The 22,743-nt window shown below is 40.2% G+C and carries 21 protein-coding genes; all 21 read right to left on the reverse strand.

From position 1 onward, the window contains the following. Window positions 1-150: 150 nt before the first annotated feature. The 21 genes from kdsB to QSJ81_RS20575 all read right to left on the reverse strand — a co-directional run bounded on the left by kdsB (window position 151) and on the right by QSJ81_RS20575 (window position 22,736). The gene (gene kdsB / locus QSJ81_RS20475) at window positions 151-873 is read right to left on the reverse strand and encodes a 3-deoxy-manno-octulosonate cytidylyltransferase (protein ID WP_285719209.1); all 723 of its coding nucleotides are present in this window, start codon (window positions 871-873) and stop codon (window positions 151-153) included. 48 nt (window positions 874-921) lie between these two features. After that, window positions 922-2,088, reverse strand: coding sequence for a tetraacyldisaccharide 4'-kinase (gene lpxK / locus QSJ81_RS20480; RefSeq protein WP_285719210.1), 1,167 nt, complete (start codon window positions 2,086-2,088; stop codon window positions 922-924). A gap of 18 nt (window positions 2,089-2,106) precedes the next feature. Beyond that, the gene (locus QSJ81_RS20485) at window positions 2,107-3,402 is read right to left on the reverse strand and encodes a 3-deoxy-D-manno-octulosonic acid transferase (RefSeq protein ID WP_285719211.1); all 1,296 of its coding nucleotides are present in this window, start codon (window positions 3,400-3,402) and stop codon (window positions 2,107-2,109) included. A 33-nt stretch (window positions 3,403-3,435) separates the two neighbouring features. Next, on the reverse strand, window positions 3,436-5,157 hold the full coding sequence (msbA, locus tag QSJ81_RS20490) for a lipid A export permease/ATP-binding protein MsbA (RefSeq protein WP_285719212.1): 1,722 nt from the start codon (window positions 5,155-5,157) through the stop codon (window positions 3,436-3,438). Between the two features lies 1 nt (window position 5,158). Continuing rightward, window positions 5,159-6,304: a lipid-A-disaccharide synthase gene (lpxB, locus tag QSJ81_RS20495; RefSeq protein WP_285719213.1), complete on the reverse strand. Its 1,146-nt coding sequence runs from the start codon at window positions 6,302-6,304 to the stop codon at window positions 5,159-5,161. Between the two features lie 148 nt (window positions 6,305-6,452). Beyond that, window positions 6,453-7,256 (reverse strand): LpxI family protein, encoded by an 804-nt coding sequence (locus QSJ81_RS20500; protein ID WP_285719214.1) that lies wholly within the window; start codon window positions 7,254-7,256, stop codon window positions 6,453-6,455. A 12-nt stretch (window positions 7,257-7,268) separates the two neighbouring features. Then, window positions 7,269-8,087 (reverse strand): acyl-ACP--UDP-N-acetylglucosamine O-acyltransferase, encoded by an 819-nt coding sequence (gene lpxA, locus QSJ81_RS20505; protein WP_285719215.1) that lies wholly within the window; start codon window positions 8,085-8,087, stop codon window positions 7,269-7,271. Between the two features lie 182 nt (window positions 8,088-8,269). After that, a complete protein-coding gene (gene fabZ, locus QSJ81_RS20510) occupies window positions 8,270-8,698 on the reverse strand; it encodes a 3-hydroxyacyl-ACP dehydratase FabZ (protein WP_285719216.1) in 429 nt (142 codons plus the stop codon). Window positions 8,699-8,716: 18 nt separating this feature from the next. Then, window positions 8,717-9,535: a UDP-3-O-acyl-N-acetylglucosamine deacetylase gene (lpxC, locus tag QSJ81_RS20515; RefSeq protein WP_285719217.1), complete on the reverse strand. Its 819-nt coding sequence runs from the start codon at window positions 9,533-9,535 to the stop codon at window positions 8,717-8,719. A 221-nt stretch (window positions 9,536-9,756) separates the two neighbouring features. Then, complete coding sequence (locus QSJ81_RS20520) at window positions 9,757-10,530, reverse strand: amino acid ABC transporter ATP-binding protein (protein ID WP_285719218.1); 774 nt, start codon at window positions 10,528-10,530, stop codon at window positions 9,757-9,759. A gap of 126 nt (window positions 10,531-10,656) precedes the next feature. Beyond that, window positions 10,657-13,014: a hypothetical protein gene (locus QSJ81_RS20525; protein ID WP_285719219.1), complete on the reverse strand. Its 2,358-nt coding sequence runs from the start codon at window positions 13,012-13,014 to the stop codon at window positions 10,657-10,659. A 273-nt stretch (window positions 13,015-13,287) separates the two neighbouring features. Continuing rightward, window positions 13,288-14,154 (reverse strand): lysophospholipid acyltransferase family protein, encoded by an 867-nt coding sequence (locus QSJ81_RS20530; RefSeq protein ID WP_285719220.1) that lies wholly within the window; start codon window positions 14,152-14,154, stop codon window positions 13,288-13,290. Window positions 14,155-14,188: 34 nt separating this feature from the next. Then, entirely contained in the window at window positions 14,189-14,812 is a 624-nt protein-coding gene (locus tag QSJ81_RS20535; protein ID WP_285719221.1) for a YjbH domain-containing protein, read from the reverse strand. Between the two features lie 282 nt (window positions 14,813-15,094). Then, complete coding sequence (gene lpxD / locus QSJ81_RS20540; RefSeq protein WP_285719222.1) at window positions 15,095-16,117, reverse strand: UDP-3-O-(3-hydroxymyristoyl)glucosamine N-acyltransferase; 1,023 nt, start codon at window positions 16,115-16,117, stop codon at window positions 15,095-15,097. Window positions 16,118-16,146: 29 nt separating this feature from the next. After that, the gene (locus QSJ81_RS20545; RefSeq protein ID WP_285719223.1) at window positions 16,147-16,566 is read right to left on the reverse strand and encodes an OmpH/Skp family outer membrane protein; all 420 of its coding nucleotides are present in this window, start codon (window positions 16,564-16,566) and stop codon (window positions 16,147-16,149) included. 101 nt (window positions 16,567-16,667) lie between these two features. Beyond that, window positions 16,668-17,606: an OmpH/Skp family outer membrane protein gene (locus QSJ81_RS20550; protein ID WP_285719224.1), complete on the reverse strand. Its 939-nt coding sequence runs from the start codon at window positions 17,604-17,606 to the stop codon at window positions 16,668-16,670. 67 nt (window positions 17,607-17,673) lie between these two features. Continuing rightward, window positions 17,674-18,147: an OmpH/Skp family outer membrane protein gene (locus tag QSJ81_RS20555; RefSeq protein WP_285719225.1), complete on the reverse strand. Its 474-nt coding sequence runs from the start codon at window positions 18,145-18,147 to the stop codon at window positions 17,674-17,676. 105 nt (window positions 18,148-18,252) lie between these two features. Continuing rightward, window positions 18,253-19,446, reverse strand: coding sequence for a hypothetical protein (locus tag QSJ81_RS20560; protein WP_285719226.1), 1,194 nt, complete (start codon window positions 19,444-19,446; stop codon window positions 18,253-18,255). A gap of 168 nt (window positions 19,447-19,614) precedes the next feature. After that, complete coding sequence (locus QSJ81_RS20565; RefSeq protein WP_285719227.1) at window positions 19,615-21,366, reverse strand: BamA/OMP85 family outer membrane protein; 1,752 nt, start codon at window positions 21,364-21,366, stop codon at window positions 19,615-19,617. Between the two features lie 19 nt (window positions 21,367-21,385). Beyond that, complete coding sequence (locus tag QSJ81_RS20570; protein ID WP_285719228.1) at window positions 21,386-21,943, reverse strand: hypothetical protein; 558 nt, start codon at window positions 21,941-21,943, stop codon at window positions 21,386-21,388. 154 nt (window positions 21,944-22,097) lie between these two features. Then, window positions 22,098-22,736 (reverse strand): sigma-70 family RNA polymerase sigma factor, encoded by a 639-nt coding sequence (locus QSJ81_RS20575; RefSeq protein WP_285719229.1) that lies wholly within the window; start codon window positions 22,734-22,736, stop codon window positions 22,098-22,100. Window positions 22,737-22,743 lie beyond the last annotated feature (7 nt).

Here is a 22,743-nt window from a genome sequence, read left to right on the forward strand (position 1 = left end):
GTATTTTTTGAACCACAGAGACACAGAGGACGCTGAGGAGATTTATATTGACATAATTGTATTTTCTCCTCTGCGCTTCTCTGTGCCCTCTGTGGTTCAACCGTTTTTTTACCGCAAAAGCGCAAAGGAAGCTGAGAGTTGAATTTGTTATTAATTCTTCAATAATAAATTCACTTTTTCTAAATCTTCCATGGTATCTACACCAATGGATTGGAAGTCTGTTTTGATTACCTTTATGCGATAGCCATGTTCTAAGGCCCGTAGTTGTTCTAGAGATTCTGCCTTTTCTAGGGGAGTGGGAGTTAGCTTTGCATATTTCAATAAGAAATCCCTGCGATAAGCATAAATACCAATGTGTTTATACACAGGCAAGCCTGTCTCTACACGAGGAAAGGGAATGAGGGAACGAGAAAAATACAATGCATAACCTTGTAAATCCGTTACTACTTTCACAACACTAGGAACTTGATATTCACTTTTATCGATCTGCGTCATGAGGGTTGCCATGTGCAAGTCAGGATTGTTATCAAAAGCACCAGCTAACTGATCAATAACTTCTGGCTGAATCATGGGTTCATCCCCCTGGACATTGATAATCAAATCAACATCAGGGAATTTTTCTGCTACCTCAGCTAGTCGATCGGTACCTGTAGGATGATCTGGCGATGTCAAAACAGCCTTTCCGCCGAAGCTTTCAACCGTTTCATATACTAAAGAGTGGTCTGTTGCTATTATGACTTGCTTAGGGCGCTTAGAAAGAATCGCCCGTTCATATACACGTTGAATCATAGGTTTACCAGCAATATCTGCCAAAGGCTTCCCAGGAAGCCGAGTGGAAGAGTAACGGGCTGGAATAACACATACTATGTTCATCGAAAAACCTCCTTTAGAAGTATCGTATTGAACTTTCAAGAAACCATACTACCTTTTTACTGTATTATACTTTTTTATAGCGGTAGTTTCGATTAGCCCCATTAGCTCTTCATAACCTTCGGTAAAATGTACAGCGATGCTTAAGACGTATAATGGAAGAGGGCGATTGGAGTGGATAAATTCAGCAGGAATTTTCACAGCATCTTTTTCCGTTGTCACTAAGGCATAAGCCTTTTCGTCCACAGCTCGCTGCATAAGATACTGCATTTCTGCCATTGTATAATCATGATGATCTGCATAACGTACCCCAGAAACTTGGGCCACGCCAATATCCAAAATGGTTTGTTCGAAGGAGGAAGGGTTGCCAATGGCAGAAAACGCTAATACTTTTTGCCCACGAATGGTCTCTAATGCCACATCAGTCACCCGCATCCCTTTATACCATTCCTCAATTTCCACGAAGCACCTTGGTTTGTGAATGCTTTCCACAACCAAAGCGGTATTGTTGTAGCGGTCTAGAGTCGTATGAATTACATCTCGCGCATCATTCGTGGATTGGTCTACTTTGGTTAATAAAAAGACTTGCGCTCGATCCAAATTGGGTAAGGGCTCCCGCAAGGTTCCCCTTGGCAACATAAAGTTATTGCCAAACATATTTAATGAATCAATTAAAACAATATCCAAATCCCGAGCCAACTGCCAATGCTGATATCCATCATCGAGAATAATCACATCCGCTTTTAGTTCCTTAACAGCATATTCCCCTGTAATAATTCGATCTCGTCCAATGACTACTGAAATTCCTGGTAAGCTTTTTGCTAACAGATAGGCTTCATCCCCTGCTTCTGTTGCTGTCATATAGATTTTGTTTCCGTCTGAAACTAAGCCAACTTTACCTTTCCAACCAGCACGGTAACCTCGATTTAAAATAACGACTCGATATCCCATATCCCGAATAATCATCGCTAACCGCTGAGCGGTGGGAGTCTTCCCCGTACCACCTACCGTAATATTACCAAGACTAATTACATAGGAAGGTAACTTATGCTGTTTTAAAAGACCATGCTTATATAAGCGTAATTTAAGGCGTACGGCCCAACCATAAAGCATAGAAAATCCTTGCAGCAATCCTAGTAAAAAAGCTGCAAAGCGGCCAGGCTGTTCACCATGTACTAATTTGTATAAATAAAGTTGTAATTCTTCACGTTGGCGCATACTTGTTCCGCCTTTTGCTTAATTTATTCTTGCTAGCAAGTCCTTTAGGTACGTCACACTTTTTCGTGAAGCCCCACGGTTTTCTTCAATAATCCTTATTGTTTCTTGAGACATTTTTAACAGTAAGGTTTCATTCTTTACGATATCTAGTATTTTTTCCCCTAGGCCATCGGCATCATATACTGTTACACAGGCTTCCCTCTCGGAAAACAATGCATACGTATCTTTAAAGTTAAACATATGAGGACCGACTATAATGGGTTTACCATGTGCCGCAGGTTCGAGAATATTATGTCCGCCTTTCGGTACTAGACTACCACCAACATAAATAATCGTCCCCAAACTGTAAATTTTCCCCAACTCACCAATAGTATCTAGTACCACAACATCATGGTTAATATTTGGATTGGCAAGTAAATTTTTTCGCAGTTTCCCAGAAAAACCAAATTTGTTCGCTAAAAGGGCAATTTCTTCACTACGAAGAATATCACGAGGAGCTATTACTAATTTGGCTGTGGGGAACTCCTCTTTTACCTTTTGAAAGGCACTAAACAAGAGTTCTTCTTCCCCTGGATGAGTACTACCCGCCATTAAAATGGGGAAGGAATTTTCAATCCCCAGTTCCCGAAGTAGAGTCTGTTGTTCCTCGTTTGTCACATTCGTATAGGTTTGATCAAACTTGGTGTTGCCTGTCACAACAACCCGCTCTTTATCCGCTCCTAAGCGGATAATATATTGAGCATCAATTGAAGATTGCATGCAAAATATTTCCACCGTATTGAGCATGGCTTTTAATACGCTGCGCATATAATGATAACGTTCCACACTTTTATCGCTTATCCTGCCATTAACCATCATTACAGGTATACTAAAGTGTCTCGCTGCCTTTAAAAAATTGGGCCACAATTCTGTCTCTACCAATAAAAATACACAAGGGCGAATCCGTTTAATAACATAATGGCTCAAATAGGGCACGTCGAGAGGGAAAAAGATAATACTATCAGCATCTTTGATAATTCTTTTCGCCATGTCATACCCACTAGAAGTTACTACCGATATTAATATAGGCTTATCAGGGAAGGCACAACGTATCTCTTTGATGATTGGACTGGCGGCGACGATTTCCCCTACAGAAGCTGCATGCAGCCAAATGCAATCTTGCTTAACTACAGGTGCCAAGTCTTCTTCAGGCAAAAAACCGAAACTTTGCTGCAATCGCCTGCTAAAACCTTTTTCCCTAATCAATCGTATAAAAAACACCGGGGTAGCTAGCACAACAAGCGCGATTGCTAACAGGTTATAAAGAAAATGCATGTTAGATACCTCTTTTTCTGTCTTTGGCATTACCTATTTCTCGAATTGGACCTGATACAATTTACTATATAAACCGCCTGCGGCTAAAAGTTCTTTGTGAGTACCCTTTTCTTTGATTCTGCCTTTATCCATAACTACAATCAAATCTGCCCGTTGTACCGTAGACAACCGATGGGCAATAACAACAGAAGTACGTCCTATCATCAACTTGTCAATTGCTTCTTGCACTAATTTTTCACTTTCTGTATCCAGAGCAGAGGTAGCTTCATCCAAAATTAATACGCGAGGATTTTTCAAAATAGCTCTGGCAATGGAAATTCGCTGCCTTTGACCACCAGATAGTTTTGAACCTCGTTCACCAATTTGAGTTTCATAGCCACCGGGCATATCTAAGATAAAATTATGAGCATTGGCTGCTTTGGCTGCTTGAATTACTTCATCTTGTGTTGCATCTAATTTCCCATATAAAATATTTTCATAGACGCTACCATTGAAAAGTATGGTTTCTTGAGGCACAATACCGATCTGCTCCCTTAACGAATGTAAGGTTACAGTTTTTATATCAATACCATCAATGGTAATGTTTCCGTCTGTTGGGTCATAAAATCTAGGAATCATATTGGCAATGGTGGTTTTTCCTGCACCGCTTGGTCCAACGATAGCTACGACTTGGCCTGGATTGATTGAAAGATTTACTTGACTTAGAGCTGGTTCTCCTTCTTTATATTCAAAGGTTACTTGATTTAATGCTACATAACCGTTAATGGTCGATAATGGCATCGCATTCGGCATATCCTCAATTTCCGGTTTAGTATCTAGTACTTCAAATACTCTCTCAGCAGCAGATAAGGCTTTTTGAATGCTACCATATACACGACTTAGACGTTTAATCGGATTAGATAAATTTACGGCATAAACTAAGAAGGCAACAAGGGAGCCCGCTGTTAAGTTTTCGCTGATTACCTCCCGCCCTCCGTACCAAATGATCATGGTAACACCAATTGCCGCTAGAAATTCAATAACAGGAGTTAAGGTTGCCATGATTTGAGAATTCTTCATTACTGCCCGAAAGTTTTGCTCGTTTTCTCTATTAAACCGTGCGATTTCATAGTCTTCTCTGGCAAAGGATTTAATAACCCTGACAGAAGAAATACTTTCTTGGAGTACGGAGGTAATATCAGCAGCCCTTTCTTGCATTGCCGTACTAGATCTCCGCAATTTTTTGCCAAAAATATTAATAGCCTGGCCCACTAAAGGTAGAGTAACCAAAGTCAAAAGAGATAGTTTCCAATGCAGATAAAACATGGCTCCTAATGAACCAATTAAAGTCATACCTTCTGTAACTAATTCAATCATAGATTCGACGAGTGCGCCTTGTACAGCTGCAACATCATTGGTAATATAACTCATGATTTTACCAGTTTGTCGTTTTTCATAATAGGACAGAGATAATCGTTGTAAATGACGGTAAACACCTTCGCGAATATCAATAATAACTTTTTGGCCAATGTAGGACATTAAGTAAGTTTGTCCATAAAAGAAAATACCTCTAAGAAAATATACAATCACAATGCCTATGGCAATGGTATTCAGCATTGTCATATTTTTGGTCGTCAAGACATCATCAATAACACCTTTTAATATCCAAGGCACATATAGGTTGGCACTAGCCGCTAAAATGATGCAAAAAATTGCTGCAATCATTCGTGGCAAATAGGGTTTGACATATTGTAATAGACGCAAATATATTGTCATGTTATCCTCCACTCGGTCTCTTGGCAACGGCTAAAATTTCCCTTGCTACCCGCTCAACTGCACCTAACTCACCTAATTTTTGCCCTACTTCTAGCAAATCAATCAGCATTTCACTTTTGACCTTAGGATCACTTAAAATAGGCAGCACTTCATTCGCAATATTCTCAGCTGTTACAGCATGTTGCAACAATTCGGGTACTACCTTACGTCCGGCAATAATATTGGGCAAACTGATATAGGGTATTTTTATCAAAAGTTTGCCCAACAAGTAGGTCAAGGTTGCTACACGATAAATAATAACGGTTGGTAATTTGAGCAAAGCTGCTTCTAGAGTAACCGTACCTGATGCAGCGATGGCTACATCGGCAATATTCATTAGATCATAGGTGTTCTTTTCTGTCAAAACAACTGGTATTTTATATTCCGCTATTATGTTATGTAGCATTTCCCGGGAAATTGTCGAGGCCACTGGCAGAAAAAACTGGGTACCTTGCACTCGTTCTGCTATTTTTTCCCCAGCAGCCAGCATATCTGGTAATAGTTTAAGAATTTCTTGTTGTCGACTTCCTGGCAACAGTAAGACGATTGGCCGCTCAGGATTCGCTCCAAAATACGGGTAGGCTTCTTCCTTGGTCATAGTTGTTTTTACTATATCTAGCAAAGGGTGGCCAACAAACGTAACATTCGCCCCAGCTTCCTGATATACATCTGCTTCAAAAGGAAAAATAGCCGCCACTTTTTCTACAATTTCGGCGACTTCTTTTGCCCGGCCTCGTCTCCATGCCCAGACGGTAGGACTAATATAAGATATTACAGGAATACCTTTTTGCTTTGCGATTTTAGCCAACCGCATATTAAAATCAGGATAGTCAATAATGACTAAGGCATCAGGGCGTTCTTTCTCCATGAGCTCGACTAGATCATCGCGTAGTTTAAACAATCTAGGCAGGTTTTTAATGACTTCCACAAACCCGATAACGCCTAAATTCGCAATATCATACACGATTTTCACACCCGCGGCTTGCATCGCCTGACCACCCATACCAAATATTTCGACGTCAGGTTGTATGGTTTTCAATGCACTAGCTACACTAGCGCCATGCAAATCACCTGATGCTTCTCCAACCGATATCATGATTTTACACATACAAAGCCTCCATCAAAATTGTTATCATAAGGTAAAACTTTTTGAACCACAAAGACACAAAGGACACTATGGACGTTCCACTTTGTGTGACGCGCTAGCGTCTTTGTGCCTTTGTGGTTAATAAAACACTAAGTTTATTCCTATTTTATCACATTACTAGAATTGTTATGCCATGGTCGTTGGCCATTTTTATCACCGTTTCTCGATCAACAAGTAATGTTTTGCCTGCTTCTATGACGAGGGCTGTTGCTCCTGCTATAATCATGGATTCCATCGTGTTAGGGCCTACAGCTGGTACATCAAAACGCATATCTTGGTTCGGCTTGGCTACTTTTGCTACTCTTACTCCACCTCGTCCTAGTTCGCCGCCACGACGAACGCATACGTCGGTACCTTCAATTGCTTCCACTGCCATTACAGCGCGGTTTTTGACTACAACCGTTTGTCCAATATCCAGTCTGCCAATCTCTTTTGCCATAGCAAAACCAAATTCAAGATCAGTTTGTTCTTCTTCTGTCGGTTTTCGATTCGTAAGTACTCCTGGCCCGGGCATCAAGGTACGAAGCAACGCTGTTTGGTCTAGAATCCCTAGACCTTCTCCAGCCAATTCACGAACAAAAGCTAACATAATGGTGTCATCGCTATTGTCCGTAAGACTGGCTAGTAATTTTTTAATTCGATTGTCAAGCTGGACCGCACCAGTAAACATTAATTCTTTCGTGACTTTTCCCAGCATGGTCACTTCCGTAACCCCTGCATTTTTGAGGGTAGTAATAATTTCTTGCAACTCTCCTACACTAATGTGATACGTCTTGTCTGTAACCTGCTCTAGCTCAGTATCTACACCAGGCACTACTCCTACAGCAATCACGGTAAAGCCCATGCCGCGAGCGGCACGGGCAAATTCTACTGGCAATCGTCCGACACCAGCTAATAAACCTATTGTCTTCATTCTCTCAAACTCCTATTCCCCGTCCCGACGACCGCGGCAGACACCCCGCTCTACATTACGTAAAAAACGCAGGAAGTGTTCCACTTCAGGATAGGATTCCAATTCTTGTTCCATTGTTTCAATGGCTTGTGCCAAACTTAAACCAGAACGGTATAATATCTTGTATGCTTTTTTGATATTGCTACGGGCTTCAATGCCAATGCCAGAACGAGCCATACCAACATTATTTAAACCCGACACTCTCGCTGGATGACCATCTACAATTACGAAAGGCGGAATATCCTGTACCACTTTCGACGCACCACCTACCATGGCATTCATACCAATCTTAACAAACTGATGAATACCAGCCAAACCACCAATAACAGCCCGGTCTTCGACAACTACATGACCTGCCAAGGTAGCTGCATTGGACATAATAACATGATTGCCTACTATACAGTTATGAGCTACATGAGTATAAGCCATCAATAAGCAATTCGAGCCAATGCGAGTTTCTTCCCCTTCACCAGTTGCTCGATTTACAGTGGCAAACTCTCTAATTTTTGTATTATCGCCAATAAATACATAGCTTTTCTCACCGTTAAACTTTAAATCTTGTGGCTCTGAGCCAATCGATGCACTAGGAAAGATAACGCAATTTTTCCCGATACTAGTCCATCCATCTATGGCAACATGGGCACTAATCTTAGTGCCTTCACCAATTACCACATTTTCTCCAATGACTGCATAAGGTCCAATTTCAACATCCTTGCCAATACGGGCATTCGGATGAACCACTGCTGTTTCATGTATTTTACGCAGAGCTACAACAACCTTTTCCGGCTTCATCTGCACTTCACTCCTTACTAGACTAAATACTTTCCGGTACTTCCTATCCACTCTATTCTTATAGTCCGACTGACCAGTCTAAATATGACAAGCAATATTCAACCAAATGCAGCCGTTATAGCTGAATTTCACCGACTACCGCAAATTTAAACCCCAATATCACTACTTTTCTTTTATTTACTTTATTTTGATGCTAAAGCAAATAAAAATTCTCCCTCTGCTACTAACTGTTCATCAACGAAAGCCTGTGCCCATATCTTGCCCATGTTGCCACGTACTTTTATCAGTTCTGCTACCATACGAACTTGGTCACCAGGAACTACTGGCCTTCTAAATTTGACTCGATCTGCACCTGCAAAAAAAGCTAATTTCCCGCGATTTTCTTCTGGATACAACATAGCTACCCCACCAACTTGGGCCATAGCCTCCATCAGCAAAACCCCTGGCATAACAGGATGCCCTGGAAAGTGACCTTGAAAAAATGGTTCATTCATTGTTACATTTTTTATCCCCACCGCCCGCTTCATCGGTTCAATCTCAATAATACGATCCACCAATAAAAATGGATATCGATGAGGAAGAATTTCTTGTATTTCAGTTGTAGACAACATGTAGGTTCAGCTCCTTAACTAAATATGTTCCACTATTTCTTTCGCCAATGCAGTATTTAATGCATGACTTGATTTCACCGCAATCACATGACCTTTGATGCGACCTACTAGTGCTAAATCTCCGATTATATCTAAAATTTTATGACGGACTAATTCATCCTCAAATCTGAGGGGTGTAAGAGCTTTTTCATTATCATATACTACTGCATTTTCTAAGCTGCCGCCTAGAGCCAGTCCTTGCGCCTTGAGGGCTTCTACTTCATGCATAAAACCGATAGTACGAGCTGGTGCAATTTCACGAATAAAAACATCTTGTGTTATTTCATAATCACCGAATTGAACCCCTAACATGGGATGGGGATTAATTGAGGTAAAAGTGATTCTAAATCCATCATAAGGTAAAATAGTTATAAATTTATCATTCACTCTGATAATCTGTGTCTTTTCTATGGTTACCAACTTGCGCAGAACATTTTGTTCCACTACCCCCGCCTCTTGAATCATCTTTACAAAGGGCAGAGAACTGCCATCTGCAACAGGGGGTTCAGCAGCATTGATTTCGACTAAGCAATTGTCTATTTCTAATGCATAGAATGCTGCTAAGAGATGCTCCACGGTAAGCACTTTGGCCAAGCCATTTTCTAAAGTAGTCGCTCTCATTGCATTAGTAACATTACCAGCGATTGCTGCCACTTGTGGTTTTCCTGGTAAATCAATGCGAGAAAAAACGATCCCTGTACCCGGAGGTGCTGGTTTTATAATTATAGTTACATCTTGACCTGAGTGTAATCCGATCCCTGTGTATGTTACAGCTTTGGCTACTGTTCTTTGATGCATGATATCCTCCTGATATAATAACCTTTATACATTCTATAAAATATTTCATCTCCCTGCAAGAAGATTTTATAAAATTATTGTAAATTTACCAAAATGAATTATGAATTGATTTGAAAAAAGAGATGTTTTGAACCGCGAAGAAACGAAGAAAGACAAGGTTACAAAACCACAGAGGACACAGAGGCGCTTCTGTGTCCTCTGTGGTTCCACCATCTTATCTCTTATGCAATATTTTTTCCTGTTAGAGTGCGGGCGTTGGTAATTTGCTGATATTCAATAAGTTCTTTATATTGCTCACCGACGTGAGAGATAGGACTCCCGAAAACTGTTTCTGGTATGCCTTCTTCCACAATACGCCCTTTATCCATTAGTACAATACGGTCGGCCACATGAATGGCAAAGGAAATTTCATGGGTAACTACCAGCATAGTACTGGCACGATACTTAGCCAACTCTTCCATAATAACTAGAACTTCTCTTACTAAAATAGGATCAAGGGAAGCCGTCGGTTCATCCCAAAGCATAAGCTCTGGTTCGAAAGCCAAAGCCCTGGCAATACCGACCCGCTGTTGTTGCCCACCCGACATTTCAGCCGACTTATGCTCTGCACGATTTTCTAATCCTACTTTAGTTAGCGCTTCTATCGCTTTATCATATGCAACTTCTCGCGGTATGCCATCCATTACTAACCCTAGCATAACATTTTCCACTGCAGTTAAACGGCCAATTAGATTAAATTGTTGAAATACAAAGCCGATACGCTTACGAACTCTGCGTAACTCTTCTGTTGTAAGCCCCGTGATTTCGGTACCAGATACAGTTATGATTCCACTATCAGGTTCCACCAGTCGGTTAATCGTGCGAATGGTTGTCGATTTACCACAACCAGACGGCCCCATAAGAACCACCGTTTCTCCTTGTTCAACATGCAGATTAAAATCATCTACTGCTACCAAGTTTCCAAAACGTTTATATAAGTTTTGAATCGTAAGCATAATAATCACCTCATTTCATTTTAGAATGTTTTGCTTAATTTGAACCACAAAGACACAAAAGTCACAAAGAAGGCTTTTCTTTGTGTACCACGCTAGTGGTATTGTGTCTTTGTGGTTCATTCTTCGTCACTTAAACTTCATTTTTCTTTGGTTTAGTTTTTGCAATAGACCTGGACGTCCATTGGGGATAACAATTTCTCGCATGATTTCATCAATCGATAATCCTAAAGATTGTCCTGCCATCATTTCATCGGTTGAAATTGGGCTAATCTTCTCGGTATAACAAGCAACCAATAGTCCTAGTACTGCACCAATGAAAGGTACAGCAATCCACGGTAAATAAGGAATTCCACCTCTGCCTAAAATAAACATGCTAGTTAATAGTACAGCACCTACAACCATACCATACACTCTTTCTGTCGCAGTAAATACTCGAATCATTCGACTTAGCATCCCACGCCAGCCTTTGGCCTTCTGTTTTTTCAAAGTGCTACTACGACGAATTACTGTCATAATTGCCGTATGATCTAGAGCTAACAGCAGTATTGTCACAATGATAGCTGTCATACCTGCTAAAACTGCTCTCACTTCATTTAACACACTATACAGCTCACCACGAGCATTGGGTTCAATAACTCCTAATTCTGTAGAGTATAAAGATACATTTTTATGTCCTACTTGACTATATACTACAGGCGCAATTGCATCCGTGCTAATATTACTAGTAGTAAGAATTTGAATACGCTCACCAGGAATTACTTGACCTGCAATAAATTTATCTAATAAAGCTACGGAGTGGCTAATGTCTTCATCTTTCAGATTTGGGACAGAAGCCGCCATATATTGTAACTGCCCTGTTACAAGAGGAATATTGAGCTGTCCTAATTGTGCCAAACGACCATTGATGCTATTAATATTTTTCTTAGAACCGTCTATATCAAAGGAGCGCAAAGCTGCAATGGTGGTTTGGCCATTCACTACAATATTATCGATGGTTCCTTTAGCTTGGCGGGCATCAGCCGCCACATGATCCAATGCTCCTAAACCGGTTTTTAGATTCGTTAAATTTCTTTGGGAACTAACAAGGTTATCGACGGTAACACCTACATCGCTATTTACCAACTTAATCACTTGTAGTGTATTGATTAAACCGCCCATAGATTTTGAGGAACTATCTACTTGATTCTGCAAGGAAGACGTATCAATATTAGCCAATCCACTCGTCGCGGCTTGAATCGTCGTACCTGCCGACTGCAAACTGGTTAACGTTTGATCCATTGCATTGATACTCTTGCCATAATTGTTCAAGGTATCTGTTGCAATATTAGTTAGGTTTTGGGTATCTTGGGCAACACCAGGAATCTGATTTACAATCTTTGTCGTTTCTGTTAAGGCGGAACCTAATTGTTGCCTTGGATTATTATAGGTCACAGTACCAACCGGTGTACTTACTACGTTATTCGTCACTTTATAACCTTGGTTATTAGTAAGAAGTGTACTATCCCCCTGGGTAATCGTACCTTCTGCTTTACCATCAGGACGAACAACCCCAATTTGTACTAGCACATTGCCTTTTTCTACTGGATTGCCTGTTGTTAAAACGCCGCTTCCGGCAAATGCAACCACATCACCTTTTACTAATTTTTCATTTCCATTTGGTGTAATGGTAATTTGGGATGCATAGGCTGAAAGGAATCGTTTTAATTCCATCATAGTACTTACGGTATAGGTCATATCATCATTCTTGCCATCAATCGATACATTTTTGGCATATTCTAGTTTTAATTGAGATTGCATAGCATCGGCGATTGATTCCCCCATACGAATCGGGTTTTGCGGTTCACTACCCACGGGAAAGCTGATTTCAACAACTTGGTATTCTTTTAGGATGGTTTTGATTTTTTCTGTTACTAGGGTTGCTTTATCCAGTGACGATAATACCACTCCAATGGAAGCACCATCGCGAAAGGCAAAGCTTACACCATCAATTTGCGAGATACGATCCATTAGCATAGTTTTGGCTCCTTCAGGCACCCCCCGGATGGTTAGGCGTGGTTCTGTTAAGACTCCAACCCCTGCGCCACCAGGAATACCACCAAAGGTTTTACCCAAATCTTCATAGGTCTGCTTTGTTCTATATTGTGCAGGCACAGCAATAAAGAAGGAGGTTTTACCTGTTATGGTTGGTCCTTCTTTCATTCGTGATCCCGGAAAAACTTCATCAATGATTTTTTGAATGTGTATTGCAGTATCTTCTTTCATTTCTTCACGGGATTGAATGATAATATCATATTCACCATAATCGCCAACTAAACTTGACAATGTTTTGGAGAAATAGGAATTAGCTGCTAAAGATATAGAAGTTGCCAGCAGTGAACCAATCACTATACTAACCACCATGAGAGTCATTACGTCACGATAAAAAGAATCTTTCATAATATTAAATGCGCCTAGTTTTTTAATCTTTTTCATAATAGTCGACATGATTATTCACCCCTCTCCTTCAAGGGTATATTATACCACGTATATCAAAAAAATAATATTAGTATATACGTTTTTTTCTAAATGTATATACTGGAAAGAAGTAGAGTTGTTGAACCACAAAGACACAAAGGACACAAAGAGGGACGTGTAATCTCCTCTGTGTCCTTTGTGTCTTTGTGGTTCAAATATCTTTTCATAACACTGCACAATAAAAAAAGCTTTACTAGGTTTGAGGTAACATCACCAAGAACATAGCAAAGCTTTTTATTATTCTTATTTACTATTTGGACTATTTTTCCAACGATTGTGTAACCAGAACCATTCGTGAGGGTACCTTCGAATGTGTTGTTCAACGATATTGGTTAGCTGCTGGGTAGTTGACAGAATGTCAGCTTCTCGACTTGAGGTCTTTTGTACCCAAATAGGTGGATGCAAAATTGCTTTATGAGTTCCATCAGCATTCGCGGTAATAAATGCTGGAACAATAGGTGCATCCTTCATTCTGGCTAAGGCTGCTGCCCCTTGCGGCGTTGATGCCAAACGTCCAAAGAACTCAACCATTACACCATCGTTACCTGCATCTTGGTCCATTAGCAAACCTACAATTTTTCCTTCCCCCAACATCTTAACCATTTCTCGTACGCCGCTTTTATAGGTTATATGCATACCAGCCATAGTACGAGTCTCAATCATAAATCGATCCATGTCTGCATTGGTTTGTTTCTGCGCCACACCCACTATAGGAAAACCATACATGGCTAAGGCAGCTCCAAAAAGCTCCCAATTTCCACTATGTGCAGTTGCTATGATTACACCCTTCCCACAGTCTAAAGCATCCTTTAGATACTGGGAATTTTCAATATGCACAGATTTTCTTATATTATCCTTATTCAATTTTGGCATATACAATACTTCCATAAACATTCTGCCGAAACGAGCTGCACTTCTCTTAGCAATAGTAGTAGCCTGCATTGTATCAGCGTCTAAACTGCACATGATGTTGTTCACGGCCATAGTCTTTCGTTTCGGTGGCACTAGCAGCCAACATACTTCACCTAGTAGATTGCCAATGTTTTGCCTTACAGCTTGAGGTAACATACTGACAATACTACTTATTATTTTCACAAATTTATATAGCATGTTATGCACCTTTCTTAGCTATAGTTCAGCATGATTAATTCGTAAAGCTAATTCCCACATAGCCGTCATGATTGCGCCAGCCTGCATCTAGTTTAAGGCCAGGTACAATAGACATGCGGGCTCCATAATTCATGTTTTTGCCATCATATTCGGCGATTAACGTTGTAGCAGGAAAGGCATTATTACCCGTTAAAATGCTAACAGGATTAATAGTTTTCTCAATGCCTGCAAAGACACCATCAAATCGTCCATTACCTACGCCGGCGTGTATTCGAAAGCCCAAAGGTAAGGCTTTACTTGCTACAGCATAGGATGAGCGCTTATTATTATTGCCTATATCTTCTACCCCGACAGCTAGTCCTGGGCTAAGTACAGTCTCAGGCACCAAGGCAAATTTCGCATTGACAAGATTCTTGTTTTGCTGCCCATCATAACGAAAACCCGCCACACCGAGCTCCAAGTTAGGTGCTATGTTCGTATTAAATATACCCACACCACCATCTTTCAGGTGATAGTAACCTAAAGATACCTGCCCCTCACGCAATACGTCAGCGGATGGGTTATTAATAAGACCGGTAGAGCCATTTACAGATGGCGCTGCAAATACAGGTGCAGACGTCAACAGCAATATACTGATTCCAAATAAAACTTTTTTCATGAAATTTTCTCCTTAAAACAATTTAATCTGAAAATGTAACTATATAAAATAAATATTCCCCAAGCCTCGCCACATTCCTGCCAAACTTGTCTAGGTAATATTTGTGTAGTGGATGAAGACATAAAGACGTAAAGAATTTTGAACCACAGAGACGCAGAGGACACAGAGAAAAAACGGGATTAAACTTTCTCTTTGTGTTCTTTGTGTCTTTGTGGTTCAATCATCTTTTATCACTATCTTCTTTGAAACTTTAACACTATAAAATAGTGGCAATATATGCCTTTATTTATTGGTCTCTAAGGAGTTTAGGCGTTTTTCTAAATCGCGGATTTTTTTGATTAAATCTGGGATCTTATTGATACCGGCTTCCCCGCGCAGCCATTCCTTATGAGGCTTAGCTGGAAACCCCGCAAGAAAGGAACCCTCTGGTACATCGCTAATGGGAGCAGACCGTGCAGCAAATACACAATTATCACCAATTGTTATATGCCCTGCACAGCCTGTCTGCCCCGCAAAAGTTACATGATTGCCAATTTTAGTGCTACCAGCGATTCCTGTTTGTGCCACTAAAAAGCAATCTTCACCAACTACCACATTGTGAGCTAAGTGTACTAAATTATCAATCTTCGTACCTCTTTTAACAATGGTACTGCCTGTTGTAGCTCGATCAATTGTTACATTGGCTCCCACTTCCACGTCGTCTTCGATGATCACGTTGCCTACTTGCGGCACTTTTTGATGACGGCCACCTACTGTAATAAAACCAAAGCCATCGCTACCGATTACCGCTCCACTTTGAAGAATAGCCCTGTTACCAATCTGACAATATTCCCTTACTGTAACATTCGGATAGATAATACTATCATTACCGATGGTACTTTCTACACCGATATAACTATGAGGGTACACAACGACATTGTCACCAATCTTAACATGATCAGCAATCACAGCATAAGCCATAATCGCCGAGTTTTTCCCAAGAGTCACCTCTTTACCAATTACTGCCGTAGGATGGACGCCAGGCTCCACAAGAATGGTAGGTGTAAATACTTTTAACAATTCGGTAAATGCGACTCTTGGATTTTCCACCATAATTGCTGGTTTGGCAAAGTCCGTTATCGAATTTGGTATAATAACAGCAGCAGCATCTGACAAAGCTGCTTTATCCAGGTGAGGTGGTACTGCAAAGGCAATATCCGTTGCACCAGCATCTTCGATATTTGTAACGCCACTTATTTCAATATCACCATCGCCTAGTAAAATGCCATTTACCAGGTGAGCAATTTCGCTTAACTTCTTCTTCAATGGAAATCCTCCTGGACTGCTAAAAATTCTTATTGGAGTTGTTTAATAACTTCGTCTGTAATGTCAGTGCCACCTTGGGCTACACCATTCTTGTATAAGATTACACTTAATTTTTTATTTTTTGCAATACCATCTAGGGTTTGTTTTATACTCGCATCAATTTGACCTTCCATATCTTGCTTCGTTTTCATGAACTCTGCATATAAGGTTTCTTGTTTCTTTTGAAAATCAGCTGGACTTAGTGATGCTTTATCTTTTTCTAATTGGTCGCTAAGTTCTTTTCCTTTGGTATTCAATTGATCTTGAAACTGTTTTACTTTTGGACTGTCTGTCATCACTTTATTCACATCAATTACCCCAACATTGTCACCACTTGACATACAACCGCCCAAAAGAGCCGCAGTAAGTACTATTAAGAACAATAAAACTATTTTTTTTCCTTTTTTCATGGTAAGTCCTCCATTTTTCTACTTTGTTATTTCTTAAAAGGATCATCGTAGCATTTCATCTACATAATTTGTAACATTCGCTACTATTATATACAATTTTATTATTTATTACACTCTGCAATTACTGCATCTGTTATGTCGACACCACTTACATTTACCAGAGCATTCGTTAATACCGCTTCAAAGCCCCGCTCAACAGCAACTTTACCTGTCTTATCTTTAATATTTTCTATAATAGAGTCTTGTAAAGCTCGCATTTCTTGCTGCTTCATTTCTAATTGCTGGGAAAGATCATCATCTACGAGTTTTGTGCTATCTGGTATGGTTGTTTGCTGCGTACTGCGTACTGCTATTTCTGCCTCTTTCGCAGCAGCTTGCTTAGAAAGTTCTTGGTTTAGCTGGTTACTATAGGCTCCTAGTTCTTCTTGCACGGCAGCTTGTTCAGGTGCCATAGCTTGCTCCATTTGTTTTACTAACTGAGCTTGTTTTTCATCCATCTTTTTAGCATACTGAGTTTGTAGAGTTTCTAATTGCCCTTGCAGGGAAGTAGTTTCCTCTTTTGTCAGTTGCACTGTTTTCAATTTAAGTTGCAAATTAAAAATTTGCGGCTGGAATTCTTTATCCACTTCTTCAGAGTAGACTTTAAGCTCCTCCGATAAAGTTTTATGCAGGGCCGCTTCTTTAGCAGCAAGCCTTGTATTCATTTCATTTTGTTTCACTGCCATCTTTTCATTGTACTCTTGCTCAAATGCCTTATTTAATTCTGCCATATTACCTTGCGGCATTTCAGGCATTGTCTGATTGCTTTGATTCTGCTGCGTTATGGCCGCCTGTTCTACCTTAGCTGCTATTGTATTTGCTTGTTTCTCCAAAGTAAGGAACTGATTGTATTTAGGATGGGCCTTTACAGCCTTATTCATATCAATTATGCCCACTTGGGGCTGAGCTGGCGCTTTAGTGTCTTGGTCTTTTTTGGTACCGCATCCGGCGACAAGCATCATCAAAGCTAGCGTCACAATAAGAAACCTTCTAGTAGACACCAAAATCACCTCTTTCTAATAAAGAACCGAGCTGGTCATACCTGCTCGGCCATACTACATTTTTTATTTACTTCCCGTTCAATTTCTTACCAACTTCGTCGGTAATATCCTGACCACCAAAAACAACATTGCTCTTATCCATGACAACTGCTAAACCTTTTGCATTAGCTACTGCTTTAATTGCATCATCAACTTTGCTATATACAGGAGCAATTAATTCTTGTTGTTTCAAGGACAATCTTTGTTGTACTTGCGCATAAAAATCTTGTTTTTCTTTATCATTCATGGTAGCTGATTTCGTTTCGAAATCTTTTCTTGCTGATTCTACTTCAGCCTGCATTGCTTCTTGGGCTTTCGCCATATCAGGATGCTGAGAAACCAGAACTTGATAATTGACAACACCAATATTTGAGGAGCTGTTGGCGCTTGCTGCATAAGATTTACCGCTTTGGGATAAAGCTAAACCAACGATACCCAACATAAAAAATACTGCTATTGCTAAGGACACAAACTTAACTTGTTTTTTATCAAATTTAAGCACAAAAACCCTTCTCTCTGCCTACCGGCATCAAATTTTTACCTTTTTATTATAACAGGGTACACTTACATATTCAAGGCATTGCTTGTAAAAGAAACTATATAGTTTCTACAAATTGCCAATTAATCGTAGCCATTGGTCATCTTTCGTAATAATATATTCTGCACTTAAAAAATCGTGGAGTTTGTACCGAATGCCTAGCTCATTGTAACCATTCTTGGGAGTGCGTTCTAGACGTAATGCCCAATTGGATTTTAACTCTTGCTGAAGCCATAATCGCTCCTGTGCATTCTTTGTATCATATTTCAATCCAAATGTGGTACTAGAACCAATCTTATGTCCCCATCCAGGAACAAATCCCCAGGCGACGGTACTAGGAATGAAGTTTACTTCTACAAAGGCTTCATCACGGTTCCCGATAAACTTTCCAAGGTGCAATCTAGCCGAAGTATTGTCTTGCCTACGCCCCATGTCCAAATAGCCTTCTAGAGTTACTTTGTATTTATCGGTTTCTACCTTCAACGCAATTTCAGTGTCAACTCCAACATTAAGCTGGGGAGTGACTTGCAAGCCATACTTTTTAGCTAAAGGCTGTTCAGCAACAGTGGATACGAGTTGCGTAGTGAAATAATCACGGTGTCTTTCAAGAAAAGCCACCGGCAAACCAATAAGACTCTTACTCGTATCATCCATCGTCGGCCGTGCAGCGGCTAGTAAAATATTCGGAATCGTTTCCGACCTAAGAGATACATGAACATCCTGCACTACCGCCCCGATTGGCAACAATGACACTTTCACAAGGGTATGGATCCCAGGGATGACTTCTATGTTAGCCCGAAACTCTGGCAGCTGAGTAGATAGCATTTCTCTTGTTGCTATTTTTGATAACCCTCCTGCCCAGTCTACCGCATCAACTGGCAATCCGATCAACACATCACTTACTTTTTCTTCTACATTCCCCATGTCTTGTTTAATCAGTTTCACTACTTCTTCCGATAAATTACCAAAATCAAATTCCACTGCTACCCCTTGTACTACATCTCCCCATGGAGCAACCTCTACTGTTAAAGCAGTATTCCCACTAGGGGCAAGAGTAACAGATTGTACCGAATATCCAACTAATACCCGATCAAATATTTCTTTAATCAGCTTTTCATAGGAAGCCTTACCCTCTACAACTTCACTGATCTTACGACCAACTACCATTTGCTCTCCTACAGTCCCCACACTGGCAGTCATACGTTTGGCAATCTTGGGAGGTGGCATTTGACTAGAAACAATGGTAACTGTTACTTTTTCCACTTCGTCAGAGGCGTGGGCCACTCCTGATAATAAGAAAAGACATAGGAATGCAGTTATACAAACAAAACTAGAGGGATTTCTATTAATGATAGTGCACCTCCTCTTAGTTTACCATACTTATAGATTTTCGGAGTCAGGTCATAGACCTGACTCCGAAATAATGTTAGCTTAGAATTGTCCACCAAAGCTAAAGTGGGTTTTTGCACCTTGACTGCCTTTAGCATAGTCAAGACGAATAGGACCGATTGGTGTAGAAACACGAATCCCAAATCCGACACTAGCCTCTAAATCATTAAGTTTATATCCTTCGCCAGTCCAGGCTTTACCAATATCGCTAAAGGCTACACCCTCTACTTTACTAGCGATAGGAAAACGATACTCTGCTGTCGCAGCAAGCATTTTATCACCTTTAAATTGATCATCACGGTAACCACGAAGGGTATCAGAGCCACCTACGGCAAAACGACCACTGTCTGGCATCTTACCATCGGCATAACCAACCGTTCCCCTTAGTGCTACAACTTGTGCATGTCCTACTTTAATATAATTGCGAGATTCCGCAGTATATTTATTGTAGTTAAAATCTCCACCTAAGGTTTTTCCAGCAAATTCAGCAGTCAGGGAAACCCGATTGCCTTCAGTCGGACTAAACACATTATCCCGAGAGTCATAAACACGCATCAAGCTGACGCTGTTAGTGGTACCAAAGTTATCTTTTAAATAATTTGGATGATCTTGCATAAAGGTATCTGTTGATTTCGTATAATCAACACCAGATACCCAACTTACATAGGCATCATCACGATGTTTCAAGGTAATATAATTCTGAGTATACTCCCCTTGAGGACGTCCTAAGGTAACATCAAAACCTCTACGATTTTTGTCATAGGTCGATCTCGTGCTACCATCATCTTCATAATCATTATATTGATTTGTCATGTTGTAGAAATTAAAACCTAGGGAAGTTTGCTTAGCATCTAACCATGGACGAGTATAGCTTACGGAATAGTTCTTATTGCTCGCCGTACCACCAAACTCCCAGTGTAAGTTGATTTTATCTCCTGTTCCACGGAAATTATCATCACCAAGTTCAATGATGCCAATCATACCGTCGGATTTACTGTAACCGCCCCCAATGGAAAATTTACCCGTCTTTTGTTCCACTACTGTGGTTTCAAGAACGATTGCATTGGGTTCTTTACCAGGATTCAATTTCATATTTACATCTTCAAAATAGCCAAGGTTGTACACTTTTTGCATACTACGTTTGGCATCTTTCACATTGAAGGGTTGATTGGGCTTCAACTTCATTTCACGAGTAATAACATAATCTTTTGTTTTTTCATTTCCTTTAATTTGGATGCCTTCTAATACCCCTTCATTGATGGTAATTGTCAGCACGCCACCATTTCCCATTGACACATCACTAACCTTAGTCAGGATAAATCCTTGATCGTGGTAATATTGTTCAATGGCTCTTACATTTTCATTCAATGTTTTCGAGTTTAAAATACTGCCTTTAGTAACTTTCAGCATACTACTTAACTTGTCTGTTGACACCTTTGTATTGCCTTTAATAATGATATCTTGCAATACAGGGTTTTCCATCACTGTATAAACTACCTGAACTCCTTCTGGAACTTCATTAAAGTTAGATACTACGTCAAAGAAAGTACCCAGTTCATAAATAGCCTGCATATCTTGCTTGATTTTGTCCGCTGTTAATGTTTCACCGGGTTTCACTTTCACTACATCCATAATTGTCTTTTCTGCCACAGTAGTATTTCCTGTTACAGAAACGGAAGTAACTACTTTACCAGTAGGATCTGCGGCATAAGCAGGAGACAAAACGGAGAAAACAAGACTGAGACTAAAGATAGTCGCAAGTAGTATATGCCTATAGTTTTTTTGGATTTTCATGCATAACCTCCTTTTTGTCTTACTGGCCGCGTAATGATTTTCCGGCGGCCCGCACTAATTTTTGCATTTCATCTGGAGATACAGATACGGATGATTCCCCTTGAGAAGAAGGTTCCGACTTTATTGTCTGACTAACTACATTATTGGTAGTAGTTTTTCTTACTGGCGGAATATCTTCCTTGACAACTGCTTTCTCTTCCGGTTCTTTTAAAACGGGAGGAGAAGGTTCCGCCTTACTGTTCCAGGGTATCTTGGATTCCACTGGTAGGTTTGCTTTTTCTACCAAAGGAACAGGTACAACGTTTTCTGATTGATGGTTCCACCAATACACTCCACCTAAACCGATTGCCATAACTACCGCACATAATAAAGCAACTCCATGACGCAGGACAATATACTTGTAGCGCCAATGCATAGATCGGTTGGCTTCTTTAGCATGTTGAAGTTCAGCTTGGGCCAGCATCAAATCCAACTCTCCACGGATGTCCCTTTCCTTATCAAAAGCATCTTCTGCTTTTGTTAACCATCCTTTTGCTGAACGTAAATGCTGATCAATATTCTTTTTAAAATCAGCCATATACAACACCCCTATTATAAACAATATATATAATCCTGCAAAGGGGCCAGATTATGGTCATTGACTATCCGGCAAAAATGTTTATATTCGGAGATTAGCTGTCTTTACTATGAGCATGCGCCCTATATGTGCCCTTTTCCTCATTGTTTTGCAGTTACCAATTCTGCATAAACCTGGATAGCATGCCACGGATACGTTTTATACCTTGCTTTTGTAAGCGGTAGATATGAGAAATGCTCATATCTAGACTTTCAGCCAATTGTTTTGGTTCACAATCCTCTAAAAAAACACCACTTAATACAGCATGCTCGTTACTCGGTAAACGGCTCATCGCATTCTTTACCTGCGCTACAAGATAGTTATGCTCTGCCTGACTAGAAACACCAGCTTTGGTATCTACCAAAATGTCTCCTAAGGTAATATCTTGCTCACTAGATAAAGGACTATCAATACACACAATACCGATTTTTCCTTCCCGCTCCATATAATTGAGCATACGACCACGAATTCGCTGCGTAGCATAGAGGCTAAAAGCCACACCTCGCTTATGATCATATTTCTCCACTGCCTCAATTAAACCAACTGTTCCTTCTTGGATTATATCCATCATCCTAGTCTCATCCAAGCGCCAGCTAGATGCTACCTTAAATACTAAAGGCTGATAATTTTCAATGATCTTACTTCGACATTCTAAATTTTCCTTTTCTTTATACTCCTGCCACAAATTCGCCTCTTCTTCTCTTGTCAGCAGTTCTATTTTTTTCAGTTCTTTTAGATATTGATTTAAAATCATCTTAATC

The organism is Pelosinus sp. IPA-1 (genome assembly GCF_030269905.1).
In the GTDB taxonomy this organism is placed as follows: Bacteria; Bacillota; Negativicutes; order DSM-13327; family DSM-13327; genus Pelosinus.